The organism is Nocardioides sp. JS614, assembly GCF_000015265.1.
In the GTDB taxonomy this organism is placed as follows: domain Bacteria; phylum Actinomycetota; class Actinomycetes; order Propionibacteriales; family Nocardioidaceae; genus Nocardioides.
This window is the reverse complement of the sequence record NC_008699.1, coordinates 489048-509658: the sequence shown is the minus strand read 5'-3', so window position 1 is coordinate 509658 and position 20611 is coordinate 489048. Positions and strand designations below refer to the sequence as shown.

At 72.6% G+C, this 20611-nt stretch carries 20 protein-coding genes; 6 read left to right on the top strand and 14 right to left on the bottom strand.

The window, feature by feature from the left end; translation table 11 throughout:
- Positions 1-12: 12 nt before the first annotated feature.
- The 4 genes from NOCA_RS03835 to NOCA_RS03820 all read right to left on the bottom strand — a co-directional run bounded on the left by NOCA_RS03835 (position 13) and on the right by NOCA_RS03820 (position 3123).
- Positions 13-726, bottom strand: a complete 714-nt coding sequence (locus NOCA_RS03835; RefSeq protein WP_041546123.1) for an ABC transporter ATP-binding protein — start codon at positions 724-726, stop codon at positions 13-15.
- Positions 727-791: 65 nt separating this feature from the next.
- Entirely contained in the window at positions 792-1400 is a 609-nt protein-coding gene (locus NOCA_RS03830) for a TetR/AcrR family transcriptional regulator (protein ID WP_011753970.1), read from the bottom strand.
- Complete coding sequence (locus NOCA_RS03825; RefSeq protein WP_011753969.1) at positions 1397-2185, bottom strand: sugar phosphate isomerase/epimerase family protein; 789 nt, start codon at positions 2183-2185, stop codon at positions 1397-1399. The genes NOCA_RS03830 and NOCA_RS03825 overlap by 4 nt, the downstream gene beginning before the upstream one ends.
- 2 nt (positions 2186-2187) lie before the next feature.
- Positions 2188-3123 (bottom strand): Ppx/GppA phosphatase family protein, encoded by a 936-nt coding sequence (locus NOCA_RS03820; RefSeq protein WP_011753968.1) that lies wholly within the window; start codon positions 3121-3123, stop codon positions 2188-2190.
- A gap of 58 nt (positions 3124-3181) precedes the next feature.
- On the opposite strand from NOCA_RS03820, the gene NOCA_RS03815 reads away from it, so the two are divergent.
- From NOCA_RS03815 to NOCA_RS03805, 3 genes are all read left to right on the top strand, one after another.
- Positions 3182-3952, top strand: coding sequence for a hypothetical protein (locus NOCA_RS03815; RefSeq protein WP_011753967.1), 771 nt, complete (start codon positions 3182-3184; stop codon positions 3950-3952).
- Positions 3953-4100: 148 nt separating this feature from the next.
- On the top strand, positions 4101-4739 hold the full coding sequence (locus NOCA_RS03810; protein WP_011753966.1) for a VOC family protein: 639 nt from the start codon (positions 4101-4103) through the stop codon (positions 4737-4739).
- Positions 4740-4746: 7 nt separating this feature from the next.
- Entirely contained in the window at positions 4747-5502 is a 756-nt protein-coding gene (locus tag NOCA_RS03805) for a class I SAM-dependent methyltransferase (protein WP_011753965.1), read from the top strand.
- 124 nt (positions 5503-5626) lie between these two features.
- Here NOCA_RS03805 and NOCA_RS03800 read toward each other — a convergent pair whose 3' ends face one another.
- Positions 5627-6646: a LacI family DNA-binding transcriptional regulator gene (locus NOCA_RS03800; protein WP_011753964.1), complete on the bottom strand. Its 1020-nt coding sequence runs from the start codon at positions 6644-6646 to the stop codon at positions 5627-5629.
- 225 nt (positions 6647-6871) lie between these two features.
- Here NOCA_RS03800 and radA point away from each other — a divergent pair, with 225 nt between their 5' ends.
- A complete protein-coding gene (gene radA, locus NOCA_RS03795; protein ID WP_011753963.1) occupies positions 6872-8290 on the top strand; it encodes a DNA repair protein RadA in 1419 nt (472 codons plus the stop codon).
- A gap of 79 nt (positions 8291-8369) precedes the next feature.
- On the top strand, positions 8370-9452 hold the full coding sequence (gene disA, locus NOCA_RS03790) for a DNA integrity scanning diadenylate cyclase DisA (RefSeq protein WP_011753962.1): 1083 nt from the start codon (positions 8370-8372) through the stop codon (positions 9450-9452).
- Positions 9453-9589: 137 nt separating this feature from the next.
- Here disA and NOCA_RS03785 read toward each other — a convergent pair whose 3' ends face one another.
- Complete coding sequence (locus NOCA_RS03785; protein WP_011753961.1) at positions 9590-10390, bottom strand: hypothetical protein; 801 nt, start codon at positions 10388-10390, stop codon at positions 9590-9592.
- Between the two features lie 64 nt (positions 10391-10454).
- On the opposite strand from NOCA_RS03785, the gene NOCA_RS03780 reads away from it, so the two are divergent.
- Positions 10455-11321 carry an A/G-specific adenine glycosylase gene (locus tag NOCA_RS03780; RefSeq protein ID WP_011753960.1) on the top strand — a complete coding sequence of 289 codons (867 nt, stop codon included), beginning with the start codon at positions 10455-10457 and terminating at the stop codon, positions 11319-11321.
- A gap of 61 nt (positions 11322-11382) precedes the next feature.
- Here the strand turns inward: NOCA_RS03780 and NOCA_RS03775 are convergent, their stop codons facing one another.
- From NOCA_RS03775 to NOCA_RS03740, 8 genes are all read right to left on the bottom strand, one after another.
- Positions 11383-13968 (bottom strand): ATP-dependent Clp protease ATP-binding subunit, encoded by a 2586-nt coding sequence (locus tag NOCA_RS03775; protein ID WP_011753959.1) that lies wholly within the window; start codon positions 13966-13968, stop codon positions 11383-11385.
- Between the two features lie 304 nt (positions 13969-14272).
- Entirely contained in the window at positions 14273-14599 is a 327-nt protein-coding gene (locus NOCA_RS03770) for a histone-like nucleoid-structuring protein Lsr2 (protein WP_011753958.1), read from the bottom strand.
- 175 nt (positions 14600-14774) lie between these two features.
- The gene (locus tag NOCA_RS03765) at positions 14775-15548 is read right to left on the bottom strand and encodes a type III pantothenate kinase (RefSeq protein WP_011753957.1); all 774 of its coding nucleotides are present in this window, start codon (positions 15546-15548) and stop codon (positions 14775-14777) included.
- Between the two features lie 3 nt (positions 15549-15551).
- A complete protein-coding gene (nadC, locus tag NOCA_RS03760) occupies positions 15552-16454 on the bottom strand; it encodes a carboxylating nicotinate-nucleotide diphosphorylase (protein ID WP_011753956.1) in 903 nt (300 codons plus the stop codon).
- A complete protein-coding gene (locus tag NOCA_RS03755; protein WP_011753955.1) occupies positions 16451-18178 on the bottom strand; it encodes an L-aspartate oxidase in 1728 nt (575 codons plus the stop codon). Before NOCA_RS03755 ends, nadC begins: the two co-directional genes overlap by 4 nt.
- Positions 18179-18187: 9 nt before the next feature.
- Positions 18188-18607, bottom strand: a complete 420-nt coding sequence (panD, locus tag NOCA_RS03750; protein ID WP_041546119.1) for an aspartate 1-decarboxylase — start codon at positions 18605-18607, stop codon at positions 18188-18190.
- Positions 18607-19611 (bottom strand): pantoate--beta-alanine ligase, encoded by a 1005-nt coding sequence (gene panC / locus NOCA_RS03745; protein WP_011753953.1) that lies wholly within the window; start codon positions 19609-19611, stop codon positions 18607-18609. The genes panD and panC overlap by 1 nt, the downstream gene beginning before the upstream one ends.
- Positions 19608-20522: a Rossmann-like and DUF2520 domain-containing protein gene (locus tag NOCA_RS03740; RefSeq protein WP_041546116.1), complete on the bottom strand. Its 915-nt coding sequence runs from the start codon at positions 20520-20522 to the stop codon at positions 19608-19610. The genes panC and NOCA_RS03740 overlap by 4 nt, the downstream gene beginning before the upstream one ends.
- Positions 20523-20611 lie beyond the last annotated feature (89 nt).

The window sequence follows — 20611 nt, the reverse complement described above, 5'->3', positions numbered from 1 at the left end:
CGTGGGGTGAGTTCATGCCGCGTCCCTCCTGACCAGCGCGAGGAACGCGGCCTCGACGTCGTCGACGCCGGCCGCGGCCTTGATCTCGGCGGGCGTCCCGTCGGCGAGGATCCGGCCCTGCCGCATCAGCAGCAGCCGGTCGCAGCGCTCGGCCTCGTCCATGACGTGGCTGGAGACGAAGACGGCGACACCGGCGTCGGCCAGGCGGTGGAAGAGGTTCCACAGGTCCTCGCGGAGCACCGGGTCGAGTCCCACCGTCGGCTCGTCGAGCACCAGCAGGTCCGGCTCGTCCAGCAGCGCGACCGCCAGGCTCGCGCGCGACTGCTGCCCACCGCTGAGCCGTCCGACGACGTCGTCGCGGTGGTCGGCCAGGTCCACGGCGGTGATCGCCCGGTCGACCTCGGCGCGGCCCGCGCCCAGCACCCGCGCGAAGAAGTGCAGGTTCTCGGCGACGGTCAGGTCGTGGTAGACGCTGACCGCCTGGGTGACGTAGCCGACCCGGTCCCGGAGCGGGCGGCTGCCCGCCGGCAGGCCGAAGACCTCGACGGTCCCGCCGCGGATCCGTTGTACGCCGACCAGGCAGCGCATCAGCGTCGACTTGCCGCACCCGGACGGGCCGAGCAGCCCGGTGACCCCGCCCCCGATCGTCAGGTCGAGGTGCTCGAGGACGGTGTGCGGACCCCGGACGACGTGGAGGTCGCGGATCTCCACCGCGTTTTTCACCATGCGTTGAATTATGCGTACGGAGGCCCCACCCGGCAAGGGTCCTTGGACCCGAACGCGCTTCCCGGTCAGTCGGGCAGCGGACCGGAGAGGTAGCGCTGGAGGGTCGGCCCGTAGAGCGCGACGAGCTCGTCGGCGGGCATCGAGGCGAGCGGTTCGACCACCAGCAGGTAACGGAGCAGCACCAGGCCCAACAGCTGGGAGGCGACCAGCGGCATCCGGCGCTGGTCGGCGACGCCGAGGCCGGCCGCGAGCGGCTCGAGCACCATCCGCATGAAGCCGTCGCGGACCAGCTGCTGCCCACCGGAGTCCAAGGCACCGCGGATCAGGGCGAGGAGCGGCAGCCGCTTCTCCTCGTCGTCCCAGACCGACACGAACAGCCGCATCAGCCGCTCGCCGGCGCTCTCGAGGCCGCCCTCGAACACCGGCGGGACGACCACGCGGGGGTCCACGCGGAGCTCGAGCGCGGCGACGAAGAGGTCGTCCTTCGTCCCGAAGTAGTGGTGCACGAGCGAGGCGTCGACCCCGGCCGCCGCGCCGATCGCACGCACCGAGGTGCCGGCGTACCCCTGGGCCGCGAAGAGCTCCCGGGCCGCGGCGAGGATCGCCGCACGGGTGTCCGGGGTCCCCGGCCGACGACCTCGACGGGGGGCCGCCCGCGTCGCGGGATCCGTCACGGCGTCCCCACGACGGAGTGCTCGCGCGCGAACTCGAGGGACTCGCGCAGGTCGACCTCGCGGGCCGCGGCGTCGCGGCACTTGCGGGTGTTGATCTCGACGACGATCTCACCACCGAACCCGGCCGCCGCCAGGTGCCGCAGGAACGCGGCGGCGCCGATCGATCCCCGACCGGGGACCAGGTGCTCGTCCTTGGCCGAGCCGGTGCCGTCGGTCAGGTGGATGTGCCGCAACCGGTCGCCGAGACGCTCGGCCATCCCGACCGGGTCGGACCGCGCGATGGCCGCGTGGGAGAGGTCGATGGTGGTGTTGGCGTACGGCTCGGAAGAGGGGTCCCAGCCGGGCAGGTACATCTCCATGCCGCGGCTGGAGGCACGCCAGGGATACATGTTCTCCACCGCGAACGCGATGCCGGTGGACTCCTCGAGCGCGGCGATGCCGTCCACGAAGTCGCGGGCATAGCTCTTCTGCCAGCGGAACGGCGGATGGACCACGACGACCTCGGCCCCGAGCGCCGCCGCCATCTCCGCGGAGCGCTCGAGCTTGCCCCACGGCTCGGTGCCCCAGACCCGCTGCGTGAACAGCAGGCAGGGCGCGTGCACCGCGGACACCGGTACGCCGTGGTGTGCGGAGAGCTGCTGGATCGCGGAGGTCTGCTGGCTGAGCGCGTCGATCCCGACCATCACCTCGATGGTGTCGTAACCGAGCGCACTCGCGTAGGCGAAGGCATGGGCGGAGGACTCGGGGTAGACCGAGACGGTGGAGAGTCCGACGCGTGGGGCCATGGCTAGCCGAGCACGCTGATCTGGTCGAGCCGTTCGAGGATCACGCCCTCCCGCAGGGCCCAGGGGCAGACCTCCAGGAGCTCGAGCCCGAAGATGTCCATCGCCGCCTCGGCCACGAGCGCGCCGGTCACGATCTGGTGGGCCCGGCTCGGGGAGACGCCCGGGAGGTGCGCCAGCGCCTCCGGGGCCATCGTGACCAGCTTCGGGATCCACTCGCGCAGCACCTCGCGCTCCAGGACCCGCGGGACCAGGGGACCGTCCGCCGACGGCGCGGCCCCACAGATCCGGGCCAGCGAGCGGAACGTCTTGGACGTGGCCGCCGCGTGGTCCGGCGTCCCCGCCCGCAGCAGGTGCCCCGCGTCGCGGGCGATCTCGGCACGAAGCTGCTTGCGCAGCCCACGGATCGCCTCGTCGTCGGGCGGCCCCCCGCTGAAGAACTGCCGCGCCAGGCGGCCGGCTCCGATCGGCAGCGACCAGGCGACGTCGGGCGACTCGTCGGCGCCGCCGGCGATCTCCAGCGAGCCGCCACCGATGTCGAAGACGGCCAGCCGCCCGGCGGACCAGCCGAACCACCGTCGTACGGCGAGGAAGGTCAGCCGGGCCTCGTCCTCCCCGGGGAGCACCTCGATCCGCACGCCGGTCGCCGCGTGCACGTGGTCGAGCACCGCATCGGTGTTGACCGCGTCGCGCACCGCGGACGTCGCGAACGCGAGCATGTCCTGGCAGCCCTTGTCCTCCGCGACCACCAGGGCCTGCGCGGTGAACGCCGTCAGCGAATCGACCCCGAGCCGGGTGACCGCTCCCTCGTCGTCGAGGTGCTCGGCGAGGCGCAACGGCTGCTTGTAGGAGTACGCCGGCAGCGGCGCGGCGCCCCCGTGGGCGTCGACGACGAGCAGGTGTCCGGTGTTGGACCCGATGTCGAGGACGCCCAGCCGCATGGGTCCAACGTACCCAACGGCGGCGGGGACGGCCCCGGACGGCACGTAGGGTTGACGGGTGCCCGAAGTCGATCTGGTCTTCCCCCGCGCCTACGTGGAGTTCGTGAACCCTGCCGACGAGACCGAGGTGCTGCGCTGCGACCTCACCTGGCTGACCTCGAGCTACACCTGCATCTTCGGGCGGGGGTGCCCGGGCATCTACGCCGATGCCCCGGACGTCGGGTGCTGCACGCTCGGCGCACACTTCGCCGACAAGGACGACGAGAAACGGGTCGCGGAGTACGTCGGGATGCTCGACGAGGAGCTGTGGCAGCACAAGCCGCAGCGGCCCGACGGCAAGGTCCGCAAGCGGGACTGGATCGAGCTCGACGACGAGGGCGAGCGCAAGACCCGCACGATCGAGGTCGACGGGCAGCAGGCGTGCATCTTCCAGAACCGCCCGGACTTCAAGAACGGAGCCGGCTGCGCCCTGCACGCGCTGGCCTACGTGCTCGACAAGTTGCCGCTCGAGACCAAGCCGGACGTGTGCTGGCAGCTGCCGATCCGGCGCACCTTCCGCGACGTCACCCGCCAGGACGGCTCGACGTACACCGAGGTCTCGATCGGCGAGTACGACCGGCGCGGCTGGGGTCCGGGCGGGCACGACCTCGACTGGTACTGCTCGGGCAACACCGAGGCGCACGTCGGCGTGGAGCCGGTGTACGTCGCGAACGCCGCCGAGCTGACCGCCCTGATGGGCGAGGCGGCGTACGCCGAGCTGGTCCGGCATTGCGAGGCGCACGTGCGGTCCCGGTCGGCGCTCGCGCTGCACCCGGCCGACCCGCACTGACGCCGTACCGGGGCCGCTTCTCCCCGCACCGGGCCCGGCCGACCCCGAGGCTCGGGCCGGCTCCGACGGGTCTGTTCTGGACATCTCGACATCAAGAGACTCGGACCCCGCCGTCCGGTCAACCTGAGAGAACACCCAGAATCTCTGTATGCGCCTGGATCATCTTTCTTTCGCAGCCGGACCGGACGGCCTCGCCAGTACCGCTCAGCGCATCGGCCGTCTGCTCGGCCGGGACTTCGTCGACGGTGGCGTCCACCCCCGGTTCGGGACCCGCAACATGATCCTGCCGCTCGCCGGCAACACCTACCTCGAGGTGGTCGAGGTGCTCGACCACCCGGCCTCCGACAAGGCCCCGTTCGGCCAGGCCGTGCGCGCCCGTTCCGCCCTCGGCGGCGGCTGGCTCGGCTGGGTCGTCGCGGTCGACGACATCACCGTGGTCGAGCGGCGCCTCGGCCGGGAGGCCGTCGTCGGCAGCCGGCACCGCCCCGACGGCACCGAGCTGCGGTGGAAGCAGATCGGCGTCAACGGGTTGATCGCCGACCCGCAGCTGCCCTTCTTCATCGAGTGGGAGATCCCGGCCGAGCTGCACCCCAGCGCCGGCGCCGACGAGGCGTTCTCCCTTGCCTGCCTGGAGATCGCGGGCGACCCGCACCGGGTGAGCGAGTGGCTCGGCGAGACCGTCGAGGCACCACTGGAGGACGTGAAGGTCGAGTGGGCCGCGCCCAACGGCACGCCCGGCATCGGCGCCGCGCAGTTCCAGACCCCGAGCGGCCTGGTCCGGCTGTAGGACGCTGATGGACGATCCGCGCAGCCACGCGATCGCCCGTCCCGTCCGGCAGCTGTCTCGCGGCCGCGTGCGGGCGACCGAGGGCGCGCGCCCGAGCCCGAACATCTGGCAGCACCCCGCGACCTACGAGATCGAGAACCGCGCGGTCGACCCCGACGGGCTGCTGGCCGCGGCCATGCTGGCGGTCGACCGGTGGGCCGATCGCACCGTGCTCGACGTCGGCTGCGGCACCGGCTTCCACCTGCCGTGGTTCGCCGAGACCGCGGCGTCGGTGATCGGCGTCGAGCCGCACGCCGACCTGGTTGCGCTCGCGCGGCGGCGCAGCCGGCGGCTCGCGAACGTGACGGTGCACCAGGGCGTCGCCCAGTCCCTGCCCCTCCCGGACGCCTCGGTCGACGTCGTCCACGCCCGCTGGGCCTACTTCTTCGGGCCCGGCTGCGAGCCCGGGTTGGCCGAGCTGGACCGGGTGGTGCGCCGCGGCGGCACGGCGTACGTCATCGACAACGACCCGACCCGCTCCACGTTCGGCGGGTGGTTCCGGCGCGGCTACCCCGAGGTCGACCCGGTCGCGGTCGAGCGGTTCTGGTCCGCCCGCGGCTGGACCCGCGTGCCCCTCGACCTGCGCTGGTCCTTCTCGAGTCGCGCCGACCTGGAGGCGGTGGTGCGGATCGAGTTCACCCCCCAGGTCGCCGACCAGGTGCTCCCCGAGCACGCCGGCACCGAGGTCGACTACGCCGTCAACCTGTGGTGGAAGCGGTTCTGAGGCTCGGCGGTCCGGGCGGCGGTTTCCCCGGGTACCCGGGGAAACCGGAACTGTTGGGCCGAAGTTTCGGGCCAGAAGTTCCAACATCCCCGGTGAACCGGGGAAACCGTCACGGCTCGCGACCTCAGCTGGTGCCGCGGAGGGCGAGGCTCGGGACCAGCATCACGCCGGGGCCGACGGTGGGCGGGTGGCCGAGCAGGCCCTCGAGCGCCTTGACGATCTCCACGGCCACTTCCTCGAGCGGCTGGCGCACCGAGGTGAGGCCGGGCGAGACGACCTGCGCGACCTGCGAGTCGTCGAAGCCGATCACCGACACGTCCCGACCGGGCGTCAGGCCGCGGTCGGCGAGGGTGCCGAGCACCCCCATGGCGAGGGTGTCGGACGCGCACACGAACGCGGTGGGCCGGGCCTCGTCCAGCAGGACGGCGCTCGCCTCGCGGCCGCTCGAGACGGTGTCCTCGACCCGCGACGCCAGGCCGGTGGTGGGCAGCCCGCGGGCGTGCAGGGCGCGGCTCCATCCCGAGCGGCGGTCCTCACCGATCCAGGAGTCCTTGCGCCAGCCGATCCAGGCGATCCGCTCGTGGCCGCGGCCGAGGAGGTACGACGTCGCCAGGTCGGTGCCGGCCGCGCCGTCCACGTCGACCCAGGGGTGCTCGGCCGCCGGGTTGTCCCACGGCCGTCCGAACGCGACGAACGGGGCCCGCCGCTCCTCGAGCCAGGTGGCCTGCGGATTGCCGAGGTAGGTGTCGGTGACGACGAACGCGTCGACGGTGGTGGAGCGGAGCAGGTCGTCGTACCCGGCCACCGGGTCCTCGGGGTCACCCGCGAACAGCAGGACGTGGTAGCCCGCCTCGCGCGAGGCCTCCACCAGGGAGTGCACGAACCGGTCCATCGTGGCGTTGGCCGTGCCCTCGTAGACCGGCCCGATCCGCATCCCGACCAGGTGGCTGGCGCGGGTGCGCAGGTTGCGGGCGGCCCGGTTGGGCGAGTAGCCGAGCTCGTCGATCGCGTGCAGCACCCGGGCCAGGGTGTCGGCGCGCAGCAGGTCGGGGTTGTTCACGGCGTTCGACACCGTCTGCCGGGAGACGCCGGCGCGCTCGGCGACGTCGGCCAGGGTCGGCGGGGTCGTCGAGACCCGCGCCACCCGTCCGCTCGTCCCGGCCGACGTCCTGGACAACCCCACCTCCCTCGACTGACGGGGATCGCCTTGATCGTTCCAAGGTCAGCATAACTTTCGTCGGCCCTCCCGCCGCGGTTCCCGCCACGATCCGTCCACAGCCGGCCCACCCGCTCGCCCCCGGTCCCGCTCACTCCCGGGCCGCCGCGCGTCGCCGGAGGCGATGTCGGTGCCGCCGCCTAGGTTCGTCCCATGGCGAAGTCCCCCCACCCCGCGTTCCGCTGCTCCGAGTGCGGCTGGGAGACCGCGAAGTGGGTGGGCCGGTGCGGGGAGTGCCAGGCCTGGGGCTCGGTCGCGGAGGCGGCGGCGGTGCCCGTCGGCCGTACGCCGGCGACGCCGGTGTCGCGCCCGGCGGTCCCGATCGCGCAGGTGTCCGTGGAGGACTCCCGGTTCCGGACCAGTGGCGTGCCCGAGCTCGACCGGGTCCTCGGCGGCGGCCTGGTGCCCGGGGCGGCGATCCTGCTCGCGGGCGAGCCCGGCGTCGGCAAGAGCACGCTGCTGCTGGAGGTGGCCGCCCAGACCGCGCGCTACCAGCGCCGCACCCTCTACGTCACCGGCGAGGAGTCGGCCTCCCAGGTGCGACTGCGAGCCGACCGGACGGGCGGGGTCCACGACGAGCTCTACCTCGCCGCCGAGACCGACCTGGGCGCGGTGCTGACGCACATCGAGGAGGTGCGGCCGACGCTGCTGGTGGTCGACTCGATCCAGACCATCGGCGCCGCGGGGGTCGACGGCGTCCCGGGCGGCGTCACCCAGGTGAAGGAGGTGGCCGCCGCGCTGGTCCGGGTCGCCAAGACCCGCAACATCACCACCGTGATCGTGGGGCACGTGACCAAGGACGGCTCGATCGCGGGTCCTCGGGTGCTCGAGCACGTCGTCGACGTCGTCCTGCACTTCGAGGGCGACCGCGAGTCGCGGTTCCGGATGGTCCGTGCGATGAAGAACCGGTTCGGGCCGGTCGACGAGGTCGGCTGCTTCGACCTGGGCCCCGAGGGCATCACCGCGGTCACCGACCCGACCGGGGTGTTCGTCGAGAGCCACCACTCCCGGGTGCCGGGGACCTGCGTCGCGGTGACCATGGAGGGCCGGCGCCCGCTCCTGGCCGAGGTGCAGGCACTCGTGACGCACACCTCCGCCGAGCGGCCGCGCCGGACCACGTCGGGCCTGGACTCCAGCCGGGTCGCGATGGTGATGGCGGTCCTCCAACAGCACTGCGGGGTCCACCTCCACACCCGGGACGTGTTCGCCTCGACCGTCGGGGGCGCCCGGATCACCGAGCCCGCCAGCGACCTCGCCGCGGCGGTCGCCCTCACCTCCGCGAGCCGCGGCTTGGCGGCCCCCCGCGGCGTGGTCGCCATCGGTGAGATCGGGCTCTCCGGCGAGCTGCGCCGGGTCCGCGACCTGCCGCTGCGGCTGGCCGAGGCCGCCCGCCTGGGGTTCCAGTTGGCGGTGGTCCCGACCGAGCCGGGCCGGCCGGCGGTCCGCTCCCCGGAGTCGTGGACGGTCGACGGCATGCAGGTCCTCGACGTGACCGACGTCGGCGGAGCACTGCGACTTCTCCGGCTGCTCGACACCGAGCACGAGAAGCCGCGTTCGATCGAGGGCCGGTAGCGGTCGAAGGCTGGTAAGAGCCTGCCCTAGACTCGACCCAGCGGCCGACCGGTGCCGCACGCACAGGAGGGACCGGCAGGTGGCCACCGATCGCTCGGACGACATCCTGCGCCTGCGCGCGACCCTCGCGACGATCGCCCCGGGCACGCCGCTGCGCGACGGCTTGGAGCGGATCCTGCGCGGCCGCACCGGCGCGCTGATCGTGCTCGGCCACGACAAGGTCGTCGAGTCGATCTCCACCGGCGGCTTCACCCTCGACGTCCCGTTCACGGCCACCGGGCTGCGCGAGCTGGCGAAGATGGACGGCGCCATCATCGTCGATCGCGACGTCACCCGGATCCAGCGCGCGGCGGTGCACCTGATGCCGGACCACACCATCCCGTCGGAGGAGACCGGCACCCGGCACCGGACCGCCGACCGGGTCGCCCGCCAGACCGGGTTCCCGGTGATCTCGGTGTCCCAGTCGATGCAGATCATCGCGGCGTACGTCGGAGAGACCCGCCACGTGCTCGAGGACTCCGGTCAGATCCTGTCGCGCGCCAACCAGGCGCTGGCCACCTTGGAGCGCTACAAGCTGCGCCTCGACGAGGTGTCCAGCACGCTGTCCGCGCTCGAGATCGAGGACCTGGTCACGGTCCGCGACGTCGCCGTGGTCGCGCAGCGGCTGGAGATGGTCACCCGGATCGCGAGCGAGATCGAGGACTACGTCCTCGAGCTCGGCACCGACGGGCGCCTGCTGTCGCTCCAGCTCGAGGAGCTGATCACGGGCGTCGACACCGAGCGCGAGCTGGTGATCCGCGACTACCTGCCGGCCGGCCGGCGGTCGAAGAGCCCCGAGGCGCTGCTGAACCGACTCGAGTCGCTCTCCTCCACCGAGCTGGTCGATCCCGCGGCCGCTGCCCGGGCGCTCGGCCTCGGCAACGGCGAGCACCTCGACGGCGCCGTCGCCCCTCGCGGCTTCCGGCTGCTGGCCAAGGTGCCGCGACTGCCCGCGACCGTGGTCGACCGCCTGGTCGACCACTTCGGCACCCTCCAGAAGCTGCTCTCCGCTGGGGTCGACGACCTCCAGGCCGTCGAGGGCGTCGGTGAGCTGCGGGCCCGCAGCGTGCGCGAGGGCCTCTCCCGCCTCGCCGAGTCGACGATCCTCGAGAGATACGTGTAGTCGTCGTCCGAGCGAAGCGCAGGACGACTGCTACGCGTATCTCTGATGGTGGTCGAGCGAGCCGCGCGACCGAGGAACGAGGTCGCGACCGGCGTGTCGAGACCCGGTGAGCCGAAAGGCAACCTCGGGGCGGGAGCTCAGTTCGGCTCGACGGCCCCGGACGGCGAGGCGCTCTGCCCCTGCCCCGGGGTGACCGGCCGGCCGCTGGCGCTCTGGCTGGGCTTCTGGCTGGGCTTCTGGGTAGGCGTCACGGTCTTCGTGATCGTCGCGGCCGTCGGCGTCCGCAGCTCGAACTGTGCGTCCGAGGGCTCGCCGGCCAGCGCGGCGGCGGTGACGTGGTACCAGCCGGGGTAGGCCCAGTCGGTGAGCCGGGTGCAGCCGTCGTCCGAGCGGCGCGAGCTCCAGGTGATCGAGACGTTGCTCGTGACGGCCTTGCGCACGACCACGTCCCGGGCCGGGATCGCCCGCCGGCACTGGCGGCTGGTCCAGATGTCGTCGGGGCCAGAGGTGATGTTGACCGTCACGGTGCCCGCCGAGACCCGCCACGTGCAGGCGTCGGACTCGAGGGTGCGCAGCTGCAGCACGATCTGGACCGGCCGCCCGGCGACGGCGTTCTCGACCTTCGGGGTGATCGCCACGTCCTCGTCCGCGCACGGTCCGTCGGGCTGGGCGAGCACCGGCTCCTGGCTCTTCGAGGCGCGCTTGCCGGGCTTTCGGGCCGACGTCGTGGTCGTCGGCTCGCCGTCGAGCGTCGCCGCTGCGGTCGGGGAGCCGTCCGCGACCAGCTGCGCCCCGGCGTCAGGTTCCGAGGCGGCGTCGCTGCCGCCGCCGAGGAGCCGGGCGATCGCCACGACGAGCAGGGTTGCGGTGCCGAGCACGAGCAGCCGACGTACCCAGTAGACGCGCGCGGGCAGCGGGCCACGGGTGAGGGCGGGCATGACGCAACGCTAGTCACGGGGGCGGCGCCGGTGGTGGTGCCACACCGGCGACAATGGCCCGGACATGAACGAGCTCCATGCACCCGTGCTGCAGTGGTACGACGAGCACGCCCGCGACCTGCCCTGGCGACGCGCGGAGGCCGGTCCGTGGTCGGTGCTGGTCTCGGAGTTCATGCTGCAGCAGACCCCCGTCGCCCGGGTGCTGCCTGTCCACGAGCAGTGGCTGGCCCGGTGGCCGCAGCCGGCCGACCTCGCGGCCGAGTCCGCCGGCGAGGCGGTGCGCGCCTGGGGTCGCCTGGGCTACCCACGCCGAGCGCTGCGCCTGCACGCCGCGGCCACGGCGATCCTCGAGCGGCACGACGGCGCCGTGCCGTCGTCGTACGACGACCTGATCGCGCTGCCCGGGGTCGGCGACTACACCGCCGCGGCGATCGCGGTGTTCGCGTACGGGCGGCGGCACGTCGTGCTCGACACCAACGTGCGGCGGGTGCTCACGCGGACGCTGCAGGGCGTGGAGTTCCCGGCGCCGTCGGTGACCCGCGCCGAGCGCGAGCTGGCCCTGGCGGTGCTGCCCGCGGACGAGCCGACCGCGGCGACCTGGTCGGTCGCGGTGATGGAGCTCGGGGCGCTCGTGTGCACGGCGGCCAACCCGCGGTGCGCCGACTGCCCGGTCGCCCGGCTGTGCGCGTGGCGCACGGCCGGCTACCCGGCGTACGACGGGCCCAAGCGCCTGGTGCAGACCTGGGCCGGCACCGACCGCCAGTGCCGCGGCCGGCTGCTCGCCGTGCTCCGCGAGGACGACGGGCCCGTGCACCGCAGCCGGCTCGACGCCGTCTGGTCGGAGGAGGCCCAGCGGGTCCGCTGCCTCGCCTCGCTGGCGGCCGACGGGCTGGTCGTCCACGTCGGCCCGGACGCCTACGCGCTGCCCTGAGACGCCGAAGTCGGCGCATCCTGCCCGGGCAGGATGCGCCGACTCGGCGTTGGTGCAGGGGTCAGTCGGTGGACTTGGGTACGTCGGTGCCGCTGTCGGAGTCGTCCGGGCCCTCGGTCGGGGGGGTCGCCTCGCTGGAGGTCACCTCCGCGGTCTCGAACGGCGGCAGGTCGGGCAGGTCGCCGACCTTCTGGCCGGAGAACGTGAACGTCGCGGTCGGGCCCTCGCCCTCCACGTCGACGAGCACGATCTGGCCGGGGCCGACCTCGCCGTACAGCATCTTCTCGGCGAGCACGTCCTCGATCTCGCGCTGGATCGTCCGGCGCAGCGGGCGAGCACCCAGCACCGGGTCGAAGCCCCGCTCGGCGAGCAGGTTCTTCGCGTTCTGGGTCAGCTCGATCCGCATGTCGCGGTCCTTCATCCGCAGCTCGACCGACGCGATCATGTTGTCGACCATGTGGACGATCTGCTCCTGCGACAGCGGCGGGAACACGATGACCTCGTCGACCCGGTTGAGGAACTCCGGCCGGAAGTGCTGCTTGAGCTCCTCCGACACCTTGCTCTTCATCCGCTCGTAGGAGCCGGCCGCGTCGCCGCTCTGCTGGAAGCCGAGGTTGATGCCCTTGGCGATGTCGCGCGTGCCGAGGTTGGTGGTCATGATGATGACGGTGTTCTTGAAGTCGACCACCCGGCCCTGCGAGTCGGTCAGGCGACCTTCCTCGAGGATCTGCAGCAGGCTGTTGAAGATGTCCGGGTGCGCCTTCTCGACCTCGTCGAAGAGCACGACCGAGAACGGCTTGCGGCGCACCTTCTCGGTGAGCTGGCCGCCCTCCTCGTAGCCGACGTAGCCGGGAGGCGAGCCGAACAGCCGGGAGACGGTGTGCTTCTCGCCGAACTCCGACATGTCGAGCTGGATCAAGGCGTCCTCGTCGCCGAAGAGGAACTCCGCGAGCGTCTTGGACAGCCAGGTCTTGCCGACACCGGAGGGGCCGGCGAAGATGAACGACCCGCCGGGGCGCTTCGGGTCCTTCAGGCCGGCGCGGGTACGCCGGATGGCGCGGCTGAGCGCCTTGACGGCCTCCTCCTGGCCGATCACCCGCTTGTGCAGCTCGTCCTCCATCTTGAGCAGCCGGGTCGACTCCTCCTCGGACAGCTTCACGATCGGGATGCCGGTCGCCACCGCGAGCACCTCGGCGATCAGCTCCTCGTCGACCTCCGCGACCTCGTCCATGTCACCCGCACGCCACTGCTTCTCGCGCTCGGACTTCTTGAGGATCAGCTGCTTCTCCTCGTCGCGCAGCCGCGCGGCGGCCTCGAAGTCCTGGCCGTCGATCGCGGCCTCCTTGCGCTGGCGCACCTCGCCGATCTTGTCGTCGTACTCGCGCAGGTCGGCGGGCGCCGTCATCCGGCGGATCCGCAGCCGCGAGCCGGCCTCGTCGATCAGGTCGATCGCCTTGTCGGGCAGGAACCGGTCGGAGATGTAGCGGTCCGCGAGCGTCGCGGCCGAGACGAGCGCCTCGTCGGTGATCGTCACGCGGTGGTGGGCCTCGTAGCGGTCGCGCAGCCCCTTGAGCATCTCGATGGTGTGCGCGATCGACGGCTCGGCCACCTGGATCGGCTGGAAGCGGCGCTCGAGCGCGGCGTCCTTCTCGAGGTACTTGCGGTACTCGTCCAGGGTGGTCGCGCCGATGGTCTGCAGCTCGCCGCGGGCCAGCATCGGCTTGAGGATGCTCGCCGCGTCGATCGCGCCCTCGGCCGCACCGGCGCCGACGAGGGTGTGGATCTCGTCGATGAACAGCACGATGTCGCCGCGGGTGCGGATCTCCTTGAGCACCTTCTTCAGGCGCTCCTCGAAGTCGCCGCGGTAGCGCGACCCGGCGACCAGCGCACCCAGGTCGAGGGTGTAGATCTGCTTGTCCTTCAGCGTCTCCGGCACGTTGCCCTTGACGATGTCCTGGGCCAGGCCCTCGACGATGGTCGTCTTGCCGACGCCGGGCTCGCCGATCAGGACCGGGTTGTTCTTGGTACGCCGGGACAGGATCTGCATGACCCGCTCGATCTCCTGCTCCCGGCCGATGACCGGGTCCAGCTTGCCCTCGCGCGCGTCCTGGGTGAGGTTGCGGCCGAACTGGTCGAGCACCAGCGAGGAGGACGGCGCGTCGCCGCCGGAGGCGCCGGTGGCCGCGGCGGATCCCGCCGACTCCTTGCCCTGGAAGCCCGAGAGCAGCTGGATGACCTGCTGGCGGACCCGGTTCAGGTCGGCGCCGAGCTTCTGCAGCACCTGGGCGGCGACGCCCTCACCCTCACGGATCAGGCCGAGCAGGATGTGCTCGGTGCCGATGTAGGAGTGGCCGAGCTGGAGCGCCTCACGCAGGGACAGCTCGAGCACCTTCTTGGCGCGCGGGGTGAACGGGATGTGCCCGCTCGGGGCCTGCTGGCCCTGGCCGATGATCTCCTCCACCTGGGCCCGGACCGCCTCGAGCGAGATGTCCAGGCTCTCGAGAGCCTTCGCGGCCACACCCTCGCCCTCGTGGATGAGGCCGAGCAGGATGTGCTCGGTGCCGATGTAGTTGTGGGAGAGCATGCGGGCCTCTTCCTGGGCCAGCACGACCACCCGGCGGGCTCGGTCAGTGAACCGCTCGAACATTGCGCATCGCTCCTACAAGCTTGTGGGGGCCTGCCTCCCCCCGTCGTGGTGGAGGGGAGGTACGAGACAACTAACCCCGCAGACAGCCTACGCGTTCCCACCGCGAGGCCCAGACAGTCCGCTGAGAGCGAACAGCAGGGAGATGTCGCCTCACCCAAGCGGCAGGGCGGTGACCGCAGTGGTCACCGCCCTGTCCATCTCACCGGCTCTCGATACGCGCGTCGCGGCCTCGTTCCTCACCGGCGGCGCTACTCGACCTCCCGCCCTGGGCCGCGAGCTCGCAGGCTCGCTCGCCGGGGCGTGATCAGTGTGCCCGGTCGTAGGCCTCGCGCACCTCGGCGGAGACCCGCCCGCGGTCGGGTACGTCGTGCCCGTTGGAGCGCGCCCAGTCGCGGATCTCCTTGGCGCTGGGGCCGCTGCTCGCGGCCGCGGCTCGCCGGGCCCGACGCGGTGCGGCGCCGACCTTGCGGGCGTGCCCGACGTAGCCGGAGAAGACGTCGCGCAGCGCCGCGGCGTTCTTGTCGTTGAGGTCGATCTCGTAGGTGGTGCCGTCCAGGCCGAACGTCACCGTCTCGGTGGCCTCGCTGCCGTCGATATCGTCGACGAGAACGATGTTGACCTTCTGCGCCATTTGCTGCCCTCTCGATAAACCAGTGGAAATAGATTCCCCCGTGGAATTCATTCTGCCACAGCCGCGGCAGTGAAACACCCGGGGAATTCCTGCGACATTTGTCACCGGCCGGGAATTGGTCGCGCCGGAGAAAACGGCTCGGTGCCCGTGAAGCAGGGAACGGCCGTGGGCGATATCAGGCGTTGCGCTCGAAGACCAATTCGAGGCCACGCAGCGTCAACCAGGGCGCGTGGTGGGTGAAGCAGCGGCACTCGTCGAGCACCACCGGCGCCAAGTAACCGGTCGCGATGACCTGCACGTCGGTGGCACCGACGCCGAGCTCGCCGATCATCCGGTCGACGATTCCCTCGACCTGCGCGGCGACGCCGAAGACCATCCCGGACTGGAGCGCCTCGACGGTGTTCTTCGCGATCACCGAGCGCGGCCGCAGCAATTCGACCTTCCGCAGCTGTGCACCCCGGCGGCCGAGCGACTCCAGCGAGAGCTCGATTCCCGGGGAGATCGAGCCGCCGACGTACTGGCCCTGCGCGCTCACGACGTCGAACGTCGTCGCCGTGCCGCCGAAGTCGACCACGATCGCGGGCCCGCCGTACTCGTGGACGGCGGCCAGTGCGTTGATGATCCGGTCGGTACCGACCTCGCGGGGGTTGTCCATCAGCACGGGGACACCGGTGCGCACTCCCGGCTCGACGACGACGTGCCGCACCGCCGGGAAGTGCCGGGTGAGCATCTCGCGCCACTCGTGCAGCACCGCCGGCACGGTGGCGCAGACCGCGATCCCGTCGATCTCCTCGAGGGCCGCGCCGAGCAGCCCGCGCAGCAGCACCGACCAGTCGTCCGCCGTGTTGCGCTCGTCGGTGGCCACCCGCCAGTCGGCGAGCACGCTGCCCCCGGAGACCAGGCCGAGGACCGTGTGGCTGTTGCCGATGTCGGCACAGAGCAGCGGCACCGCTCAGCCCTCGCTGCCCGAGGAGAGGTCCAGGCCGAGGTCGAAGACCTGGACCGAATGGGTGAGCGCGCCGACGGAGATGAAGTCGACGCCGGTCTCGGCCACCTCGCGCGCGCGCTCGATGGTCAGGCCGCCGGACGCCTCGAGGGTCGCCCGGCCCGCGGTGAGGCGCACGGCCTCGGCCATGGTGGCGGTGTCCATGTTGTCGAGCAGGATCTCGGTGCAGCCCGCGTCGAGCAGCTCGCGCAGCTCGTCGAGGCCGGTGACCTCGACCTCCACACGCAGGTCCGGATAGGCCCTGCGGACCGCGTCGTACGCCGGCACCACACCGCCGGCGGCGACCACGTGGTTGTCCTTGACCATCGCGCGGTCGCCGAGGCTGAACCGGTGGTTGACCCCGCCGCCGCAGCGCACCGCGTACTTCTGCAGCGCCCGGAAGGTCGGGAGCGTCTTGCGGGTGTCGAGCACCCGGGCGCGGGTGCCGGCCAGCGCGTCGACCCAGTGCGCGGTGGCGGTCGCGACGCCCGAGAGGTGGCTGGCGTAGTTGAGCGCCGTGCGCTCAGCGGTGAGCAGCCCGCGGGTGGGGCCGGCGACCCGCATCACGACGTCACCCGGCGCGACACGGGTGCCGTCGGGCACCCGGTCGGTCACCTCGACCGCGTCGCCCAGGACCTCGTGGAAGACCAGTGCGGCGACCCCGAGGCCTGCAACGACGCCTGCCTCGCGAGCGGCGAAGACCCCCGTGCCGCGCGCATCGGCGGCGATCGTCGCGACCGAGGTGACGTCGCCCCGCGCGAGCCCGCCGGGCAGGTCCTCCGCGAGCGCCCGCGCGACCTGGGCCCGGATCGCCTCCGGGTCGAGGCCGGCGGCGCGGAGCTCCTCGTCGTACGGCGTCGCCGGGGTCACCGGTCGTCCCGGTCGGTCGGAGGTGCGGGGACCAGCTGCAGGGTGCTGGCGCCGTCCGCCATCACCACGTCGAAGTGCCCGGCGTACCCGGCGTCGTCGCGGTCGGGGAAGTCCTCGCGCCAGTGCGAGCCGCGGGTCTCCTCGCGCAGCGCCGCGGCGTCGGCGAGCGCCACGGCGATCGTGAGCAGGTTGGTGGTCTCCCACGAAGCCTGGTCGATCACGTCGGCGCGCTCCCCCGCCAGCTTGTCCAGGAGACCGGTGGCGTCGGCCAGTCCTTCGGCGCTGCGCAGCACACCGACCCGGCCGGTCATCACGTCCTGGAGCTCGCGCCGGGCACCCCCCGGGACCAGCCCGGCGGTCCGGGTGTCCTCGGCCGGGCACACGAGCGGCCGGAGCTCGCCAGGCAGGACCTGGGCGATCCGGCGCGAGAACACCAGGCCCTCGAGCAGCGAGTTGGACGCGAGCCGGTTGGCGCCGTGCACTCCGGAGCACGCGACCTCGCCCGTGGCGTAGAGCCCGGGCACCGACGAGCGGCCCCACAGGTCGGTGCGCACGCCGCCCGACGCGTAGTGGCAGGCCGGGGCGACGGGGATCAGCTCGGTGACCGGGTCGACCCCGTGGCTACGCGTCGTCGCGAGGATGGTCGGGAACCGCCGCTCCCACAGGTCGGCGCCGAGGTGGCGGGCGTCCAGCCACATGTGCGGTCGACCGGTCTCGTTCATCCGTCGGGTGATCGCCTTGGCCACGACGTCGCGTGGGGCCAGGTCGGCGAGCTCGTGGACGCCCTGCATGAACCGGTTGCCTTCGAAGTCGACCAGGAACGCGCCCTCGCCGCGCACGGCCTCCGAGATCAGCGGCTGCTGGCCCAGCGAGTCCGGGCCGAGGTACATGACCGTGGGGTGGAACTGCACGAACTCCAGGTCGCGGAGCACCGCACCGGCGCGCAGCGCGACGGCCATGCCGTCGCCGGTCGACACCGCGGGGTTGGTGGTCTGGGAGAACACCTGGCCGAGCCCGCCGCTGGCGAGCACCACGGCCCGGCAGTGCACGGCGCCGACGCCGTCGCGCTGGCCCTCGCCCATCACGTGCAGGGTGAGGCCGGCGACCCCGCCGTCCTCGGCGAGGAGCAGGTCGACGGCCAGCGCGTGCTGGATGACCTCGATCTCGGGGGCCTGCTCGATCGCGGCGATCAGGGCGCGCTGGATCTCGGCTCCGGTGGCGTCGCCGCCGGCGTGCGCGATCCGGTCGCGGTGATGGCCACCCTCGCGGGTCAGGGACAGCTCGCCATTCGGGTCGTGGTCGAAGTTCGTGCCGAGCGCGATCAGCTCGCGCACCGCCTCGGGTCCCTCGGTGACCAGCGCGTGCACGGCGTCGCGGTCGCAGGCGCCGGCGCCCGCGACGAGGGTGTCGAGCTCGTGCTCGGCGGGAGTGTCACCGGGGCCGAGGGCGGCGGCGATGCCGCCCTGCGCCCATTGGGTGGAGCCGGCCGCCAGCACGTCCTTGGTGACCACTAGAACGGTGCCGACCTCCTCGCGCAGCCGGAGCGCGGCGGTCAGTCCCGCGATGCCCGAGCCGACGACGACCACGTCGGTGGTGGTGGTCCACCCGGGCTCGGGTGCGACCAGGCGGCCCGGGACCCGGCGTACGGGTGCGTCGATCTCCGCGGGCACGTCCGGGACTCCCTCGTCGGGCACTGCATGATCGGGCACTCCCTGGTGCTGCACAGGGGCAGGCTAGCGTCCGGCCGGGCGGTCGCCGCGCAGCAGTCCGGATCCGGCCGGGGCGTCGGCCGGGTCGCTGCCGGTGCTCACGACCCGGTTGTCGGCGTCGACGAAGACCACGTGCGGCTCGAAGCCCTTGGCCTCGACGTCCTCCATCTGGCCGTAGGCGATCAGGATCACCAGGTCCCCGGGGTGCACGAGCCGGGCAGCGGCACCGTTGATGCCGATCACGCCCGAGCCACGCTCGCCGGCGATCGTGTAGGTCTCCAGGCGCGCACCGTTGTCGATGTCGACGATGTGCACCAGCTCGCCCGGCAGCAGGTCGGCGGCGTCGAGGAGGTCCTCGTCGACCGTCACCGAGCCGACGTAGTGCAGGTCGGCCTGGGTCACCGTGGCCCGGTGGATCTTGCTCTTCATCATGGTGCGCAACATCACTCACTCGCTTCGCTCGTGCCGGAGGGCGTGGTCCGGGCTTCGCCCGGGCTCTTGTTCTGTTCCGCCGAACCAGGCTCGCTTCGCTCGCGGTTCGGCGGACTGGCTTCGCCAGCGGGTCCTCTGGTGCCGAGCATCAGGGGCAGGTTGTCGATCAGGCGGGTGCCGCCGACGCGGGCGGCGACGAGGATCCGCGCGGGCGTTCCGGGCGGTACGACGGCGGGCAGCTCGTCGAGGTCGGGGTCGGTGATCACGAGGTAGTCCAGGTCGACGCCCGGCGCCGCCCGCAGCTCGGCGCGCGCCTCGTCGAGCGCGACCTCGGCGCCGTAGCCCGCGTTCTCCTGGGCGGCGAGCAGCGCCCGGCTCAACGCGACGGCCTGTTCACGCTGCTCCGGCTCGAGGTAGCGGTTGCGGCTGGAGAGCGCGAGGCCGTCGTCCTCGCGGACCGTCTCCGCGGCGACGATCTCGACCCCGAGGGCGAGGTCGAGCACCATCCGGCGGATCAGCGCCAGCTGCTGGTAGTCCTTCTGGCCGAAGACCGCGACGTCGGGCCGCACCAGGCCGAACAGCTTGGCGACGACCGTGAGCACCCCACGGAAGTGGCCGGGCCGGACCTTGCCCTCGAGGATCTTGCCGAGCGGCCCGGGGCGCACGGTGACCTGAGGGGGTCCCCCGGGGTAGACCTCGTCGACGCTCGGCGCGAAGACGATGTCGGCGCCCTCGCGCGCGCAGACCTCCAGGTCCGCCTCCAGGGTGCGTGGATAGCGGTCGAGGTCCTCGTTCGCGCCGAACTGCAGGGGGTTGACGAACACCGAGACGACGACCGGCCCCATCCGTCCGTCGTCGGTCACCCGCTCCCGAGCGGCGCGGACCAGGCTGGCGTGCCCCTCGTGGAGGGCGCCCATCGTGGGCACGAGGCCCACCTGCTCGCCCCGGGCGCGGGCGGCAGCGAGCAGCGTGGCGAGCTCCTCACGGGTGTGCGCGAGGACGGGAGCGGAGCTCATCGACGGGGCGCGGTCGTCCTGGGCGCGGCCTGCTCGGCCTGCTCCAGCGCCCGCTTGATCGCGGCCGCACGGATCGGCAGCACCCGGCCGTCGGTCACCACGCGGTCGAGGGTGTCGCGGGCGAGGGCGACGTACGACGGCAGGGTGTGCGGGGCGTTGGTCGCGATGTCGGCGAGGTGGGCGCGCACGGTGTTGACGTCGCCGCGCACGATCGGGCCGGTCAGCGCGCTGTCGCCCTGCTCGAGCGCGTTGTCCAGGGCTGCGGTCAGCAGGGGGCGCAGTGTCCCGGCGGGGTGGTCGCAACCGGCGGCCGCCAGCAGCTCCATCGCCTGGCTCACCAGCGTCACCAGGTGGTTGGCGCCGTGGGCGAGACCACCGTGGTAGAGGGTGCGCATCTCCTCGGGCACCCAGGTCGGCCGGCCCCGCAGGTCGGCGACCAGGCCCTCGGTGAACACCCGCTCCGACGGCTCGGCGGTCAGACCGTAGACGCAGCCGGGCAGCCGGTCGAGGTCGAGCGCGGTACCGGTGAAGGTCATCGCGGGGTGCATCGCGACCGGGTGCGCGCCGGCGCGGGCCGCGGGCTCGAGCACCGCGAGGCCGTGGCGGCCGGAGGTGTGCACGACGTACTGGCCGGGCCTGATGGCGCCGCTGTCGCTCAGCACGGTGACGACGTTGCCGAGCATGTCGTCGGGGACCGTCAGCAGCAGCAGGTCGCAGGAGCGCGCCACGTCGGTCGGCTTCGCGGTACGGGTGCCGGGCAGCAGGTCGGCGATCCGCGCGCGGGAGGCGTCGGACTCGCCGGCGGCGGCGACCACGTGGTGGCCGGCGGCCCCGAGCGCGGCGGCGACGACGGCGCCGACCCGGCCGGCGCCGACCACGCCCACGCGCAGGTTCGCGGAGAGGTGAGTCATGAGTCGAACCTTTCGTTCCAGTCCCTCCGACCACCCGTCTGCCGCGATCGGCGGCGGGACGGGCCGGTGTGGGTACCGGACGGTGTGCT